The 14,821-nt window shown below is 68.5% G+C and carries 15 protein-coding genes and 1 pseudogene; 3 read left to right on the top strand and 13 right to left on the bottom strand.

Features of this window, described 5'->3' with window-relative positions; all coding sequences use genetic code 11:
- Positions 1-164: 164 nt before the first annotated feature.
- The 8 genes and pseudogenes from ispG to V7Z54_RS07340 form a co-directional block, all read right to left on the bottom strand.
- The gene (gene ispG / locus V7Z54_RS07375) at positions 165-1,466 is read right to left on the bottom strand and encodes a flavodoxin-dependent (E)-4-hydroxy-3-methylbut-2-enyl-diphosphate synthase (RefSeq protein ID WP_334135517.1); all 1,302 of its coding nucleotides are present in this window, start codon (positions 1,464-1,466) and stop codon (positions 165-167) included.
- A 5-nt stretch (positions 1,467-1,471) separates the two neighbouring features.
- Complete coding sequence (locus V7Z54_RS07370) at positions 1,472-2,362, bottom strand: helix-turn-helix domain-containing protein (protein WP_334135515.1); 891 nt, start codon at positions 2,360-2,362, stop codon at positions 1,472-1,474.
- Positions 2,355-3,179, bottom strand: coding sequence for a type IV pilus biogenesis/stability protein PilW (gene pilW, locus V7Z54_RS07365; RefSeq protein WP_334135513.1), 825 nt, complete (start codon positions 3,177-3,179; stop codon positions 2,355-2,357). Before pilW ends, V7Z54_RS07370 begins: the two co-directional genes overlap by 8 nt.
- A complete protein-coding gene (gene rlmN / locus V7Z54_RS07360; protein WP_334135512.1) occupies positions 3,176-4,333 on the bottom strand; it encodes a 23S rRNA (adenine(2503)-C(2))-methyltransferase RlmN in 1,158 nt (385 codons plus the stop codon). The genes pilW and rlmN overlap by 4 nt, the downstream gene beginning before the upstream one ends.
- A 7-nt stretch (positions 4,334-4,340) precedes the next feature.
- Entirely contained in the window at positions 4,341-4,766 is a 426-nt protein-coding gene (gene ndk / locus V7Z54_RS07355) for a nucleoside-diphosphate kinase (protein ID WP_334135510.1), read from the bottom strand.
- Positions 4,767-4,810: 44 nt separating this feature from the next.
- The gene (gene rluB / locus V7Z54_RS07350) at positions 4,811-5,950 is read right to left on the bottom strand and encodes a 23S rRNA pseudouridine(2605) synthase RluB (RefSeq protein WP_334135508.1); all 1,140 of its coding nucleotides are present in this window, start codon (positions 5,948-5,950) and stop codon (positions 4,811-4,813) included.
- A gap of 125 nt (positions 5,951-6,075) precedes the next feature.
- Positions 6,076-6,577 (bottom strand): annotated as a pseudogene (gene scpB, locus V7Z54_RS07345) (SMC-Scp complex subunit ScpB); the annotation flags it as partial.
- Positions 6,574-7,653 carry an RluA family pseudouridine synthase gene (locus V7Z54_RS07340; protein ID WP_334135506.1) on the bottom strand — a complete coding sequence of 360 codons (1,080 nt, stop codon included), beginning with the start codon at positions 7,651-7,653 and terminating at the stop codon, positions 6,574-6,576. The gene V7Z54_RS07340 and the pseudogene scpB, both read right to left, overlap by 4 nt.
- Positions 7,654-7,689: 36 nt before the next feature.
- Here V7Z54_RS07340 and V7Z54_RS07335 point away from each other — a divergent pair, with 36 nt between their 5' ends.
- Positions 7,690-8,514, top strand: a complete 825-nt coding sequence (locus tag V7Z54_RS07335; RefSeq protein ID WP_334135504.1) for an outer membrane protein assembly factor BamD — start codon at positions 7,690-7,692, stop codon at positions 8,512-8,514.
- 369 nt (positions 8,515-8,883) lie between these two features.
- Here the strand turns inward: V7Z54_RS07335 and rplI are convergent, their stop codons facing one another.
- From rplI to V7Z54_RS07310, 5 genes are all read right to left on the bottom strand, one after another.
- Positions 8,884-9,336: a 50S ribosomal protein L9 gene (gene rplI, locus V7Z54_RS07330; RefSeq protein ID WP_334135503.1), complete on the bottom strand. Its 453-nt coding sequence runs from the start codon at positions 9,334-9,336 to the stop codon at positions 8,884-8,886.
- 14 nt (positions 9,337-9,350) lie between these two features.
- Positions 9,351-9,635, bottom strand: a complete 285-nt coding sequence (rpsR, locus tag V7Z54_RS07325) for a 30S ribosomal protein S18 (RefSeq protein WP_334135502.1) — start codon at positions 9,633-9,635, stop codon at positions 9,351-9,353.
- Positions 9,636-9,648: 13 nt separating this feature from the next.
- Complete coding sequence (priB, locus tag V7Z54_RS07320; protein ID WP_334135500.1) at positions 9,649-9,969, bottom strand: primosomal replication protein N; 321 nt, start codon at positions 9,967-9,969, stop codon at positions 9,649-9,651.
- Complete coding sequence (gene rpsF / locus V7Z54_RS07315; RefSeq protein WP_334135498.1) at positions 9,966-10,328, bottom strand: 30S ribosomal protein S6; 363 nt, start codon at positions 10,326-10,328, stop codon at positions 9,966-9,968. The genes priB and rpsF overlap by 4 nt, the downstream gene beginning before the upstream one ends.
- A 63-nt stretch (positions 10,329-10,391) precedes the next feature.
- The gene (locus V7Z54_RS07310; protein ID WP_334135497.1) at positions 10,392-12,464 is read right to left on the bottom strand and encodes a sodium:solute symporter family protein; all 2,073 of its coding nucleotides are present in this window, start codon (positions 12,462-12,464) and stop codon (positions 10,392-10,394) included.
- Positions 12,465-12,559: 95 nt separating this feature from the next.
- Here V7Z54_RS07310 and V7Z54_RS07305 point away from each other — a divergent pair, with 95 nt between their 5' ends.
- Entirely contained in the window at positions 12,560-14,023 is a 1,464-nt protein-coding gene (locus V7Z54_RS07305) for a putative nucleotidyltransferase substrate binding domain-containing protein (RefSeq protein ID WP_334135496.1), read from the top strand.
- A 636-nt stretch (positions 14,024-14,659) separates the two neighbouring features.
- A partial coding sequence (locus tag V7Z54_RS07300) for an AAA family ATPase (RefSeq protein ID WP_334135519.1) occupies positions 14,660-14,821 on the top strand: 162 nt, incomplete at its 3' end.

Here is a 14,821-nt window from a genome sequence, read left to right as displayed (position 1 = left end):
CTTAGCTCGGTGCGCCACAGGAAGAAGAGAGAAAGACAGCTGAGAAGAACGCGGGCGCAGCCACGCCCCCGCCGCTTCAGCCCTCACCGACCGGCACCCGCGACCGCGACGGTGCCACTGGCGCGAGCCGCCCCGCGGGGCACGGCCGCAGAAACACGGCGGGGTCAGCCCGGGCGCACACCGCCAAAGCGCCGCCGCACGTACTCCTCGACGATCTGGCGGAAGGCCTCGGCGATACCGTCGCCGCGCAGCGTGGTGACCTTCTGCCCGTCGATGTAGACCGGAGCCGCCGGCGCCTCGCCCGTGCCGGGCAAGCTGATGCCGATGTCGGCGTGCTTGCTCTCGCCCGGACCGTTGACGATGCAGCCCATGACGGCAACCTTGAGGTTTTCCACACCGGGGTAGCGCTGGCGCCACTGCGGCATGGCGGCGCGCAGGTGGTCGTCGATCTGCTTGGCCAGTTCTTGGAACACGGTGCTGGTGGTGCGCCCGCAACCGGGGCACGCCGTCACGCTCGGCACGAAGTGCCGCAGCCCCAAAGCCTGCAGAATCTCCAGCGCCACCACCACTTCCTGCGTGCGCGGCTCGCCGGGCTGCGGCGTCAGGCTGACACGAATGGTGTCGCCGATACCCTGCTGCAACAAGATGGCCAGCGCCGCGGCGGAGGCCACTGTTCCCTTGACCCCCATGCCGGCCTCGGTCAACCCCAGATGCAGCGGATGATCGCAGCGGCGCGCCAGCTCCTGGTACACCGTAATGAGGTCTTGCACCTGGCTGACTTTGCACGACAGCACGATGTCTTCGGCGCGCATGCCCAGCGCCATCGCCTGCCGCGCCGACTCCAGCGCCGAGCTGACGAGCGCCTCCACCATCACCTGCCGCGCCTCCCACGGTTGCGCGCGGCGCGCGTTGTCGTCCATCAAGCGCGCCAGCAGCTCCGGGTCCAAGCTGCCCCAGTTGACGCCGATGCGCACCGGTCGCCCCCAGCGCAGTGCCACCTCGATCATCTGCGCGAACTGGCGGTCCTTTTTGTCGCCGCGGCCGACGTTGCCCGGGTTGATGCGGTACTTCGACAGCGCCTGCGCCATGTCGGGGTAGTCGGTCAGCAGGCGGTGGCCGTTGAAGTGGAAGTCCCCAATCAACGGCACGATGACTCCCATGCGGTCGAGTTGCTCGCGGATGTAGGGCACGGCGCGCGCGGCCTCGTCGTTGTTGACCGTGATGCGCACCAGCTCCGAGCCCGCCTGCGCCAGCTCCTTGACCTGGATGGCGGTGGCCACCGCGTCGGCGGTGTCGGTATTGGTCATCGACTGCACCCGCACCGGGGCGTCGCCACCCACGGTGACCCGGTTGTCGCCCCAGGCCACCACCCCCTGACGACTGCGCCGCGGCGCCGGGGCACTCAGCGCCACGGGCGCATCGTCAGCACGGACGTGGACGGGAAGCTCGGCATCGCGTCGGTTCATGGCGTTTAGCGGACCTCGAAACGGGCAACGTTGTTGCGCGCCATCGGGGCCAGATCCATGGGCTGGCCACGTACCCAGGCCTCGGTGGCATCAGCACGCCCAACGGTCACCGCCAGCGGCAGGTCCCGATCCAGAACGAAGGTTTCCCCGGGCTGCAAGGTCCGCTGCAGCCAGACCTGACCCGAGGCGCCGATGATCTGCACCCAACTGGCGGCGCGTGCCCGCAGGCGCAGCGGCGCACTGGCGGCGTTGGCGGACGCCGCCGCCGTCGTGGCCACCACCGATGTCTCGCCCCCGGGAGCCGACCCCGTCTCGACCGCAACCGGCGGCTTGTCTTCCGGCGCGCGGGGCCCGGCGGTTGGCGCCGCAGGCTCCGGGGCAGCGGGCGGGCGCGGCGCGGCATCGGGTATCGTCCCCGCCGTGGCGTCCGCGGCGGGCGCCGGTGCAACGGCCGCCGGCGGTGCCGGCTCGTCGGCCGGCGGCAGCACCAGCCACAACACTGCCGCCAGCGCCACCAGCGCCAGCGCCAGCCACAGCGACCCGCGGCGCGGCACCATCGGGCCACCGCCCCAGGCCGGGCTGCCCGCCTCCTGTGGCATGGGCGCATCCAGGGAGCGAGCGCGCAGGCTCAACTGCGGCGCAGGCGCGGCCGGCAGCGCGGCCAGCACCGGCCCGGCATCGATCTTCAACGCGCGGCAGACGCTCAAAGCCAGCGCCCGGGTGAACACTGCGTCGGGCAAGGCATCGTAGCGCCCCTGCTCCAACGCTTCCAGACGCTGCACCGGCACCTTCAGCGTGGCCGCCAGCGCCGCGATGTGCAGCCCCGCCGCCTCGCGCGCCTGCCGCAACAGCGCACCGGCGGTGGGCATCCCGGTCGGCTCGTGCCCGTCACTCATGAAACGCTCCTCGCTCGTAGGCGTCGACCTCGCGCGACGACGGAAAGCGCCGCCGCAGCTGCTCACCCAGCTGTTGCGCCGCCTCGCGGTTGTGCAACCGGGTTTCGATCTTGATGCCCAGCCACAACGATTCGGCATTGGCCCACTCCGAATTGTTCAGCCGCCGAATGTAGAAGCGCGCCCGCTCGGCCTCGCCGCGCTGATACAGCAGCAGCGCCAGGTTGTACAGCGTCACCGGATTGCTGGGATCGAGCTCGAAGGCGCGCTGCAAACTGCGCTCGCCGGCCTCACCCTGCCCTGCGCGCACCTGGCACACCCCCTGCGCCAGCCACGTGCGCGCGGCCGCGCTGTAGCCCGGCGTTTCCAGCGCCCGCGCAAACGCGTCGAACGACTGCGGATAACGGCCCACCTGGCAGTACATCCAGCCCAGGTTGTGCCACGCATCGCCGTCGCGGCTATCCAGCCGCAGCGCCTGCCGAAAACTCTCCTCGGCCAGTGTAAAGTCGCGCAGCTGGGTATAGATAAGGCCACGCAGGTTGAATGCCGCGGCAAAGGTCGGATCGATCTGGATGGCCTGCTTGACCTCGTCCAGCGCCACCGTCGTCTGCCCCTGCTCGAAATAGCCGGCCGCAAGCTCCAGCCGGGTGCGCGCGCGCTTGCGCGCCTGCGGCTCGTCCGATTCGGTGATCCAGTCGCGTCCTGCGCCGCCGCCAGCCGGCGCCGCGCAACCCGAGGCCAGTGCAGCCAGCAGCACCACCAACGACGCCACAGCCGCCCGCTTCCAGCCGAACCCCCATTCGCACCGGTCACATCTCATCCGACACCCTCCACGACCCTGGACACATGCGGCCGCACCGCCACCACCTGCCAGTCGTGCGCGCGGCGCGCCAGGCGCTCGCTCGCACGGGTGCGGTCCCGCACGTCGCCCGCGAGTTGGCCGCAGGCGGCGTCGATATCGTCGCCGCGCGTCTTGCGGATGGTGGTGACGATGCCCGCCGCGTTGAGCCGGTCGGCAAACGCCTTGACCGCTGCCCGCGGTGAGCGCCGCAGCCCCGATGCGGGAAACGGATTGAACGGAATCAGGTTGACCTTGCACGGCACGCCCCGGCCACCGTGACCACGCAGCAGGGCGATCAGCTCGTCGGCGTGAGCCGGCGTATCGTTGATGCCGTCGAGCATGCAGTACTCGAACGTGATGAAGTCGCGCGGCGCCGCCGGCAGGTAACGCACGCAGGCGTCGAGCAACTCGCGCAGCGGGTATTTGCGGTTCAGCGGTACCAGATGGTCGCGCAGCGCGTCATTGGGGGCGTGCAGCGATACCGCCAGCGCCACCGGACAGTCCTGCGCCAGCCGCTCCATCATCGGCACCACCCCCGACGTGGACACCGTCACACGCCGGCGCGACAGCCCGTAGCCGTGGTCATCCAGCATCACCCGCAGCGCCGGCACCAGGGCGGCATAGTTTTGCAGCGGCTCGCCCATGCCCATCATCACCACGTTGGAGATGATGCGCTCGCTGGTGCCTGAGCGCCGCCGCAGGGCGTGCTCTGCGTACCACAGCTGGGCCACGATCTCACCGGTGGTGAGATTGCGGCTGAACCCCTGATGCCCAGTGGAGCAAAACCGGCAGCCCACCGCGCACCCGGCCTGACTGGATACGCACAGCGTACCCCGGTCGTCCTCGGGGATGTAGACGGCCTCGACCGCATTGCCGTCGCCAACATCGAACAGCCACTTGATGGTGCCGTCGGTCGACACCTGCTCGGCCAGCACGGGCAGCGCGCGCACCTGCGCTACCGCGGGCAGCCGCTCGCGCAGGTCACGGGCCAAATCGGTCATCTCCTCGAAGCGCGCCACCCCTTTGTGATGAATCCAGCGAAAGAGCTGGACGGCCCGGAAACGCTGGTGTCCGAGCCGCGCACAAAGCGCGGCCAACCCCTCGAGGTCGAAATCGAGCAAATTGGCCGTCATGACATGATCAGCGCGAGTAAATGGCCATGCCGGGGAAGAAAAAAGCCACCTCGGCGGCCGCCGTCTCGGGCGCATCGGAGCCATGCACCGCGTTGGCGTCGATGCTGTCGGCGAAGTCAGCTCGAATGGTGCCGGGAGCGGCCTTCTTCGGGTCGGTGGCCCCCATCAGTTCACGGTTTTTGGCGATGGCGTTTTCGCCTTCGAGCACCTGCACCATGACCGGTCCGGAGACCATGAAGTCCACCAGATCCTTGAAAAACGGGCGCTCCTTGTGCACAGCGTAGAACTGCTCGGCCTCACGCCGCGACAGGTGCACCATCTTGGCGGCGACGATCTTCAGACCCGCCGCCTCGAAGCGGCTGTAGATCTGACCAATCACGTTCTTGGCAACGGCGTCGGGCTTGATGATGGAGAGGGTGCGTTCAATGGCCATGATGTTTGCAGTCTTTTGGAAAAAGAAGAATCAAAATTGTTATTTTATCCCGAACGGCGGTGGCTTGCCCGTGTTGCGACTGGGCGGTCCTGACCGGGCGCGGAGCGCAGGCGGCCCGGTGTCGGCGCCGCCGCGGGCGGCCTTGCCCCGGTCGGCGCCTTCCGCGCAGCGCGTGCCGGGCCCGCACCAGCAACCCTTGACGGCGCCGAGCCGGTACTGCGGCGCTGCGGTGTGCGGACGGCGGAATCCTCTGCTCCCAGGGCGGCGGACCGGTCGGTGGGACGGGTGGCCGGCCGGCGCGCGGGCGCGGTCGGGCGGCTGGGCCGCGGTCCAGCGCCGCGCGGCGCGCGCGAGCGCCGCGCGGGGGCACGGATGGGCGGCAGTGCCTCCAAGCCCGCCGCCTGCATCAGCGCCTGCACCTCGGTCGGCGACAACTCCAGGAATGCGCCGCGACGCAGCCCGCGCGGCAGGGTCACCGCGCCGTAGCGCACCCGGATCAGCCGGCTGACCGCATGCCCCACCGCCTCGAACAGGCGCCGCACCTCGCGGTTGCGCCCCTCCGCGATCGTGACCCGATACCAGCGGTTGGCGCCGTCACCACCAGCCTCTTCGAGCGTCAGAAAACGGGCCGGCCCGTCCTCCAGCGGCACGCCCTCGAGCAGCCGCTGCCGCTCCTGCGCCGACAGCGCCCCCAGCACGCGCACCGCATATTCGCGCTCCAGGCCAAAGCGCGGGTGCATGAGACGGTTGGCCAGCTCCCCGGAGTCGGTAAACAGCAGCAGCCCCTCGGTGTTGATGTCCAGGCGCCCCACCGCCATCCACTTGCCACTGCGCAGACGCGGCAGGCCGCGAAATACCGTCGGGCGGTTTTCCGGGTCGTCGAGCGTAACCACCTCCCCGGTGGGCTTGTGGTAGGCCAGCACGCGCGGCCGTTTGCGGGCCGTGGCCCGCCAAGCCACGCGCTTGCCGTCCAGACGCACCACGTCGCCGGCCGCCACGCGCTGACCCACGTGCGCCGGCTCACCGTTGACGCTGACGCGCCCGGCGGCAATCGCCTGCTCCATGTCGGCACGCGACCCCAGCCCGGCCTGCGCCAGTACCTTGTGCAGTTTGACCGAGGTCGCTGTGGCAGGGGCTTTCGGGGGACGGGCGCGGCGCGGCGCGGGAGTATCGGTGGTGTTCATGAGGGACTTTCAGGACGCATCGGCCTGCGCCGGCGTGGATAGGGAAGCGGACAGCAAGGACGGCTCGTCCGCCATGGGTTGGGACTCCAGACCGGGCAACGGCGGCGTGCGGCTGTCGCCGTCAGGCAGCAGCGGCAGCTCCTGCAACGAAGCCAGCCCCAGATCATCGAGGAACTGGCGCGTGGTGGCATATAGTGCCGGCCGCCCCACCGTCTCGCGGTGACCCACCACCTCGATCCAGCCGCGCTCCTGCAGCTGCTTGAGGATCTGGCTGCCGACGGTCACACCGCGGATTTCCTCTACATCGCCGCGGGTGACCGGCTGCCGGTACGCGATGATGGCCAACGTCTCCAGCACCGCGCGGCTGTACCGCGGCGGCTTTTCCGGGTTGAGCCGCTGCAAAAACGGTTGCAGCCAGGGCCGGCTCTGGAAGCGCCAGCCGCTGGCCACACACACCAGCTCCAGCCCCCGGTCGGCCCAGGCGTGTTGCAGGTCAGCCAGCAGCTGCTTGATCGTCTGCGGTGCCAGCGCGTCGTCAAACAGCTGGGTCAACTCACGCAGCGACAACGGCTGTGCGGCGCACAGCAGCGCAGCTTCCAGAATGCGGCGCGCCTCGGCGGTGTTCATGCGCAGCAGGGGGAAAGGTCGTCATCGCCGGCGGGCGCTGCCGCCCACAGGAGGGCGGGATTGTAGTGCAGTCCAGCCGCCTCGACAGCGCTCGCCAAGTCCGGTGGCAGATGGCTGTTCCATGCCAGCCACTGTCCCGTCACCGGGTGCGGCAGCCCCAGGCGTGCCGCATGCAACGCTTGGCGCTGCAGCCCCAGCGCCGCCGGTCCACCGTACAACCCATCTCCCACCAGCGGATGGCCGAGCCAAGACAAATGAACTCGGATCTGGTGCGTGCGCCCGGTGTGCAGACGGCAGCCCAGCAGGGCCCAGGCTCCGCTGTCGGTCTGCTCCAGACAGCGCACGTCGGTGCGCGCCGGCTTGGCGGCCAAGCTGCCCATTGGGTGCACCGCCATGCGCAGGCGCTGCCGCGGGTCGCGCCCGATGGGCGCATCCACCGCGCATTCGGCCGCGCGGCGCCACGGCCCGCGCGCCAGCGCGACATAGATGCGGCGCACGCGGCGGGCCGCGATCAGCGCCACCAGGGCATCGAACGCGCACGCCGTCTTGGCCACCACCATCAGGCCACTGGTATCCTTGTCCAGCCGGTGCACGATGCCGGCGCGCGGCAGCCGGGCCGCACCCGCGTGGTGTGCCAGCAGCCCATTGAGCAGCGTACCCGACCAGTGTCCCGCGGCCGGATGCACCACCAAACCCGCGGGTTTGTCGATCACCAGCAGGTGTTCGTCCTCGTACACGATGGGCAAGGCCATCGCCTGGGGAGCAAAGGCGCGCGCCTCCTCGGTCGGCCGCAGCTCGATCGTCACCGCCTGCCCCACGCGCAGGCGCAGAGCCGGTTTGCGTACCACCGCCCCGTCCACCTGCACCGCGCCGCCGTCCACCTGCTGCTGCAGGTGACTGCGCGACAGTCCGGGCAGCTGCGCCGTCAGCCAGCGGTCCAGGCGCTGGCCGTGGCCGTCGGCAGCCACCGCCCAGTGGCGCCGCTCCCCCTGCGCCTCGCCGTCGGCGGTATGATCCGTCCACTCGTCCGCCGCTGCGGGATCCTGTAGCGGGGCTTCTATAATTTTTTCCGTCATGCTTGCTGCCCAGGCAGCGCGCCGAAAGGGCGCCCGATGAAAATGGAACGATTATCCGCCGTCCGTCCGCGCGCGGTGGCGCTGGCCCTGCTGGCCGCGGGCGCCACGCTGCTGGCCGGCTGTGCCAGTGGCCCGGAAAAGGACGTCACCGCCGGCTGGAGCCCCAACAAGCTCTACGCCGAAGCGATGGACGAACGCAACGCGGGCAACTTCGACAAGGCGATCCAGTACTTCGAAAAGCTCGAGGGGCGCGCCGCCGGTACGCCGCTGGCGCAACAGGCGCAGCTGGAAAAAGCCTACGCCCACTACAAGAACGGCGAGCCCGCGCAGGCCATTGCCACGCTGGAGCGCTTCATGCGCCTGCATCCGGCCAGCCCGGCCCTGGACTACGCGCTCTACCTCAAGGGGCTGGTCAACTTCAACGACAACCTGGGGCTGTTCGGCTTCATTTCGCAGCAGGACCTCTCCGAGCGTGATCAGAAAGCGGCCAAGGACTCGTTCGAAGCGTTCCGGGAACTGGTCGAACGCTTCCCCGACTCGCGCTACGCACCCGACGCGCGCCAGCGCATGACCTACATCGTCAACGCGCTGGCGCAATACGAGGTGCACGTGGCGCGCTACTATTACCGGCGCGGCGCCTACCTCGCCGCCATCAACCGGGTGCAGACGGCGCTGCAGGACTACCGTAACGTGCCAGCGCTGGAAGAGGCGCTGTATTTGCTGATGAAGTCCTACGAGGCGCTGGGGATGGAGGAGCAGGCTCGGGACGCACGCCGAGTACTCGATGTCAACTTCCCCAACAGCGTCTTCCTGACGCGCGGGCTGCAGCGCGACAGCGGCCCGTGGTGGAAACTGTGGTGACGGGGCGGTCTGCTCGCGGCCACCCCGCTTCAAAAATGCGCCACCGGGCTTGACCACCCCTAACGTTGAGCCCGCAGCGTAAACAGCGCGGGCGGGATTTCCTTGCAGGCACGCTGCCGGCCATCGCTTCGCTGCCACCGCTGCATGCCGACACGGGCGTGCGAAGCGGCGGTCTCGCCTGCGCAACCACTCACCAGCGGCCGCCGCCCGATTCGGGAGCAGCCCTTTTGCGCACTCAGCAAAAAGCTCGCGGATGGTCGTCAAGGAGGGGAGCGAGCCGCGGCAGCGCCCTTGCGTGCGCAGCAAAAAGCCGCCCCGCAGGGCGGCTGGAGACCAGCGCAGCAGTGGGTGCCGTGCGCGGCACAACGCTCAGACCGTCTCGCCAAGCACCTGGACGTTGACGTCCACCACGACGTCGGTATGCAGCACCACCGACACGGTGTAGTCGCCCACCATCTTCAGCACGCCGTGCGGCATGCGCACTTGAGCCTTGGTGACCGCAAAGCCAGCGCGGGTGAGCTCGGCGGCAATATCGTGGTTGGTGACCGAGCCGAACAGGCGGCCGTCGACACCAGCCTTCTGCGACAGCTTGATGGTGTAACCGTTGAGCTTTTCGCCCAGCGCCTGGGCCTCGGCCAGCTTCGCCGCTGCTGCCCGCTCCAGCTCGGCGCGGCGCGCGTTGAACTCATCGATGGCAGCCTGGGTGGCACGACGCGCGCGGCCGGTGGGGATCAGGAAGTTACGGGCATAGCCGTCCTTGACCTTGACGATGTCGCCGAGGTTGCCCAGGTTGACGACCTTGTCGAGCAGAATGACTTGCATGGTATCGGGCTCCTTCAGACGCGATGCTGGTCGGTGTACGGCAGCAGCGCCAGGAAACGCGCGCGCTTGATGGCGGTGGCCACCTGGCGCTGGAAGATCGAACGCGTGCCGGTCAGACGCGCGGGAATGATCTTGCCGTTCTCGGCAATGAAGTCCTTCAGCGTCTCGATGTCCTTGTAGTCCACCTCTTCCACGCCGGTGACGGTGAAGCGGCAGAACTTCTTGCGACGGAACAGCAGATTGCTGTTGTTGGTGCGCTTGGGGCGATTGCCCTGCGAATTGCGTTGCGGTGCAGCCATGATGATGTCCTAATTACTCGATCGGCTCGAAATGTTGGAGGTGGAAGACGACGCCTTTGCCTCGATACGCGGCGGCCAAAAACCCAGCGCAGCGCAGTTGAGTTCCCAGCGCCAGGCGACTGAGCTGCTGCGCCTGCTCGCCAAACGCCACCGCCTTGAGGGTCAGCGTGACCTGGCGCAGATGACCGGCTTCGAACTGCCGCGACGCGTGCTCCAGCAGCATGTCCTGCGCGGCCAGGCCGGCGGGGGTATAGCGCAACGGCGCACATTGCGCCAGACGCGCCACCAGCAACAGCTGATTGTCCGACAAGGGCGGCGCCGACGCGGCGGTCAAGCCGCGGCTTCCTGCTGGGCCTTGCGAGCCTCCTCACGCTCGACGGCCTTCATCATGGCCGACGGGCCGCTCTCCGCCTTCTTCTTCTGCACCACCAAGTGGCGCAGCACGGCGTCATTGAAGCGGAAGGCGTGGTCGAGCTCTTCCATGACCTCACGCCCAGCCTCGATGTTCAGGCACAGGTAGTGCGCTTTGGACAGCTTGTTGATCTGATAGGCCAGCTGGCGCCGCCCCCAGTCCTCGACGCGGTGGATGACCCCGCCGCCGGCGGTGATCATGCTCTTGTAGCGCTCCAGCATGGCGGGCACCTGCTCGCTCTGATCCGGATGGATCAGCATGACGATTTCGTAGTGACGCATGAACTCTCCTTGTGGAAAAACTGCTGCCCCAGCGTCGATTGGGTGCAGCAAGGAAGCCTACCATTATAACCCAGCTCCCCTGGGAGTTCGTAGGCGCCGCACCAGCTCGCGCACCGCTCGGGGCGGCGCCGGTGTCAGTGCACTGACCACCACCAACGTCAGCAGGCCCGCCGGCACCCCGAACACCCCGGCAGCAATCGGCGGAATGTCCCACCACAGCTGTACCGGCCCGCCCAGGCCCAGGTGTTCGCGCAGCCACGGCTGGGTCAGCGCCATGTAGCCCGCGGCCACCGCCAATCCCACCATCATGCCCGCCACCGCACCGGCGGCGTTGGCACGTGACCAGAAAATGCCCAACACCAGCGCTGGAAAGAAGGCCGACGCGGCCAGCGAAAACGCGGCCGTCACCAGAAACAGGATGTCGGCGGGCTTGTTCGCCGCCACGTATGCTGCCAGCAGTGCCACCACCAGCAGCAGCACCTTGGACAGGGTCACGCGCCGCGCGGCGTCGGCGTGCGGCGCCAGCGTCCGGTAATATACGTCGTGGCTGAGGGCGCTGGTGATGGACAGCAACAGGCCATCGGCCGTGGACAGCGCCGCCGCCAGCCCACCTGCCGCCACCAGCCCCGCCACCACGTACGGCAAGCCGGCAATTTCGGCTGCCGCCAGCACGATGATGTCGCCGCCGATGGCGATTTCGCTCCACTGCAGGCGGCCATCACGGTTGACGTCCTGCACCGACAGCAACGCCGGATCGACCCGGCTCCAGCCCGCCACCCAGGACGGCAGAGCGTCGAATGACACCCCCACCAAACCACTGAATACCTCGGCCTTGACCAGCACCGCCAGCGCCGGCGCCGTCAGATACAACAGGCCGATGAAGCCCAGCCCCCACACCACCGACTGGCGCGCCTGCGCCGCGTCGGGCACGGTGTAGAAGCGCACCAACAGGTGCGGCAACGCCGCAGTGCCCAGCATCAGGCAGAACACCACCGCCAGAAATTGGCGCCGTGCCACCGCTCGATCGCTGGGCTGTGCGCCGCCTGTCACGAACGGCTCGGCCTGCGGGGCCACGCCCGCCAGCGCGGCGCTCTGCTGCAGGGCTTGGCGGTACTCGCGCTCCCACTGCGCCTGCGCGGCGGCGGCATCGCGGGGCAGCTGGGCCAACAGCCGCTCGGCCTCGGCGATGTCGGCGGCATCAGCCCCGTAGGCTTGCAACGCCGCGATCAGCTGCTCCATCTGCGCCCGCTCGCGCTGCAAGGCAGCTGCGGGATCGCGCAGGCGCTCGCGCAGCAACTCGGCGCGATGCCGCCAGATATCTTGCACGTACCGCTCGTCGGCGCGCTCGGCCAGTGCCCGCTCCAGCGCCGAGACCTGCTGCAGCTGTGCCCCATAGGTGAGCTGCGGCAGCGGCGAGCCGGTCTGCTTGACCGACAGCCACACCACCGGCGTTACGTAGGCCACGATGAGCACGATGTACTGCGCCACCTGCGTCCAGGTGATGGCGCGCATGCCGCCCAGAAACGAGCACACCAGAATGCCCCCCAGCCCCAGAAAGACACCGACCTCGAACCCCAGCCCGGTCAAGCGCGACGTGATCAGCCCGACACCGTAAATCTGGGCCACCAGATAAAGGAAGGAACACAGCAGCAGCGCCACCACGCCCACCAGGCGCGCTGGGGTGCCACCGTAGCGCGCGGCCAGAAAATCGGGAATGGTGAACTGGCCAAAACGCCGCAGATACGGGGCCAGGAACACAGCCACCAGCACGAACCCCCCGCTCCAACCCAGCACGAACGCCAGCCCGCCAAAGCCCTGCAAGTACAGCGTGCCGGCCAGCCCCAGGAATGAGGCCGCCGACAGCCAGTCCGCAGCGATGGCCACCCCGTTGTAGAACGCCGGCACCCGCCGTCCAGCCACGTAATACTCGACCGGATCGATGGTGCGCGCCAGGATGCCGATGGTGGCGTAGACGGCCAGCGTGCCCAGCAGGAACGTCACGCCGATGGCGGTGCGCGACGCACCGGCCAACTCCAGCGCCGCCAAGGCGCCGACGAACCCGAGGAACGCCGCGACGAAGCGCACATAGGTGCGGTCCAGGCGGCGGCGAAACTCGGCGTCGGTCGGGCGGGACATCGGCAACGGCGGACACCCAGCACGACCGCTGGCGCAGTCGGACCCGGTGCCAGATCGCGGTGTAGGATGCGATGGTAACCAACATGCCACACCCGATGGACACCACCCCTGCCCCCCTGCGCGACACCGATGATTCGATGCGTCTGGCCACCCTGCCCGTGCGAGCGCTGTTGCGTCGCCCGCCGGTAACGGTCAGCCCCGACACCCCGATTCGCGATGCGGCACGCCTGATGCGTGACGAGCGCGTCTCATCGCTGCTGGTAGTGCACCAGGACCAGCTGATCGGCCTGGTGACCGACCGCGATCTGCGCAACCGCGTGTTGGCAGCCGACCGCGACCCGCAGACGGCGGTGGTGGACATCGCCACCACTGCGGTACAGACCGTGGACGTAACCGACCACGCCTTCGACGCGCTGCTGCTGATGGCGCGCCTGAACGTGCATCACGTGCCGGTGATGGAGGACACACGGGTGATCGGGGTCATCACCGCCACCGACCTGCAGCGACAGCAGAGCAACGCGGCGGTCAACCTGGCCGGCGCCCTCTATGCCCAGGACAGCCTGGACGGCCTGGTGCAGATCAGCACCCGCATCGGCGAGCTACAGCGTCAGCTCGCCGCCGCCGGTACACCCGCCCACGCAGCGGGTCGGCTCGTCTCGGCGATGACCGACGCACTGACCGCGCGCCTGCTGCAATTGGGCGAAGCGCGGCTAGGCTCGCCACCGGTGCCCTATGCCTGGGTAGCCGCAGGCTCCCAAGCCCGTAACGAACAAACCGCCAAGTCCGACCAGGACAACTGCCTGGTGCTGGACGACGCTTACAACCCCACGGCGCACGGCCCCTACTTCGAGCAGCTGGCGCGCTGGGTATGCGACGGGCTCAATGCCTGCGGCTATGTGTACTGCCCAGGCGAGATGATGGCGATGACCGCGACCTGGCGTCAGCCGCTGGCGCGCTGGCGGGCTTACTTTCGCCAGTGGATCGAACAGCCCGAACCCAAGGCGTTGATGTTGACCTGTGTGTTCTTCGATCAGCGCTTCGTCTACGGCGAGCGCGCCCTGCTCGACACCCTGCGCACCGAGGTGCTGCAGCGCACCCCCGGGCAGCGCATTTTCCTGGCCCACATGGTCAGCAACGCCCTCAGTCACCAGCCGCCGCTGGGCTGGCTGGGCGGCCTGCACACGATCCGCGGCGGCAAGCACGACGGTACCATCGACCTCAAGCACAGCGGCATCGTGCCCATCATCGACTTGGCGCGCGTCTATGCCCTGGCAGGTGGTATTCTGGCCGTCAGCACGCGCGAGCGCCTGCAGGCGGCGGCCAGCAGCGGCGAAATCACACCCGAGCGCACGCGCGACCTCATCGACGCGCTCGACTTTCTGGCCCAACTGCGCATCCAGCACCAGGCGCGCCTGCTGGCCGAAGGACGGCCGGCCGACAACTACCTGCGCCTCGACGAGCTCTCCGACCTGGAGCGCCGCCACCTGAAAGACGCCTTCGCCGTGGTCAAGGACCTGCAGGGGGTGCTGGAGCGGCGCTACGTGGCGGGGCGGTTTTGAGGCCCGCGGCACTGCGCGCCCCCTCCTCAGCCATGCCCAACCGCCAACCCGAGAACTGAGCGAATCCCTGCTCGACCACCATGGCTGGGGTCCAACGAGGACCGAAGAGCGAATGGACGGAGAAGCACTCCACGCGGCAAAGAGCCCAAGCGAAACTGGCTTCGAGCGCGTTCCCCCAGTGCACGTGCCGACAGCGGACCAACGGCATCGGGCAACGTTTCAACGGCCGCGTCCGGCAGGCGCTGCGCTCGCAGCCTCCTTGTCAGTGGAAAGAGCCCGCGGGCCACTCTGCGGCGAACCGTCTGGCGGTATCTCAATCGACTGCTCCAAGCGGCGTTTGCTGGCCCAATACCCCTGCAAGGCGGTACAACGGGGGGCAATAACAAGCCAGCGTTGTTCGAAAAACATCCCCGTGCTCATCTGCTGGCCCTCGACCCGCCCGATACGCACGCCGCTTTCCCCGAAGTGGGTCGCGTGGATCGATTGGCAAACCGCGTGACGCGATGATGCTGAAGTAGGCCTGTCGAGAGTCAGCGCCCGGGCGCTGGGTTGGGCACATGCCTGCCAGACCGCCGACCCTCAGCTGCCCCTGCGCAGCCTTTGGGACGCCCCTGTGCTCCGGGGCATAATGCCCCCATGCGCCGCAAGAAGCTGCCCATCGGCATTCAGACCTTCGCCAAGATCCGCGAAGACGACGCCTACTACTACGTCGACAAAACGCCGCTGGCGTTCAAGCTCGCCACCGAAGGCTCGCACTACTTCCTCTCACGCCCGCGCCGCTTTGGCAAAAGCCTGTTT

This window comes from Tepidimonas sp., from assembly GCF_036824975.1.
In the GTDB taxonomy this organism is placed as follows: Bacteria; Pseudomonadota; Gammaproteobacteria; order Burkholderiales; family Burkholderiaceae_C; genus Tepidimonas.
This window is presented reverse-complemented; position numbering and strand designations above follow the sequence as displayed.